Source organism: Roseibacillus persicicus, from assembly GCF_014651675.1.
Lineage (GTDB): Bacteria > Verrucomicrobiota > Verrucomicrobiia > Verrucomicrobiales > Akkermansiaceae > Roseibacillus > Roseibacillus persicicus.
The window spans coordinates 1-778 of sequence record NZ_BMXI01000069.1 but is presented as its reverse complement, the minus strand read 5'-3'; the positions used below and the strand labels follow the sequence as shown (position 1 = coordinate 778).

The following is a 778-nucleotide window of genomic DNA, read 5'->3' as shown; positions in this document are numbered from 1 at the left end:
CAAATCCGACCGCGCTGGCGAGTCGGAGATTGACTGGAGGAGGGAACGTGATAGAACTTGGGAAAGTGCGCTGAGTCGGTCGGATTGGGTGTGCTCGAACGTTCGGCTGAAGATATGGAGATACCCACGAAAACCGATTGGAAGGAATCGTGGCTAGGCCTTGATGAGGCTGCCGCCTTTAAGAACTTCTATGGGAAAGACCTCAAGGAGGCTCTTCAGCTTTTCGAGCAATGTGCGATGTCCTATCAAGAGGACTTAATCTACATGCCAGAAGTGCCCTTCAAATACTACGTTCGCGCGTATTTTCGCTTTCTTGCCAGCGAGAAGTCGTGAGGTGATTCAGACGGGGCAAGTTGTTTCATCAGTCTAATTAGCTATTATGTTGGTAGTAAACCTGATTGGCTTGCTGATTCGTGGCCGATAATCGAGCCCATCTTAGAGAAGATTAGAGGGAATCAGATTAGCTTTTATGATGCTGATCCATCGATATACGGAGACTTCGACAAACGAATCCAGAAGCTTAACAAGAAGCGAAGAAGGCCGAACAATGCGCAGCACCACAAATCCGACCGCGCTGGCGAGTCGGAGGCTTGACTGGAGGAGGGGACGTGATAGAACTATCGAAAGCGCGCTGAGTCGGTCGGATTGGGTGTGCTGGAACGTTCGCCTACAAATGCTAGTTTGTTAGGTAATGGCAGGTCCAAACACGCGCTACAACACGCGCTACTTGTCTATTTGACTGAATCATCTTAGGCTAGAAGGTATGCCAGACCGTCTT

Annotated in this window: 1 protein-coding gene; it reads left to right on the top strand. The window is 49.6% G+C overall.

All coding sequences use genetic code 11. The features are described 5' to 3' along the window. Positions 1-114: 114 nt before the first annotated feature. Entirely contained in the window at positions 115-333 is a 219-nt protein-coding gene (locus tag IE099_RS20635) for a hypothetical protein (RefSeq protein ID WP_189574754.1), read from the top strand. The last annotated feature ends 445 nt before the right edge of the window (positions 334-778 follow it).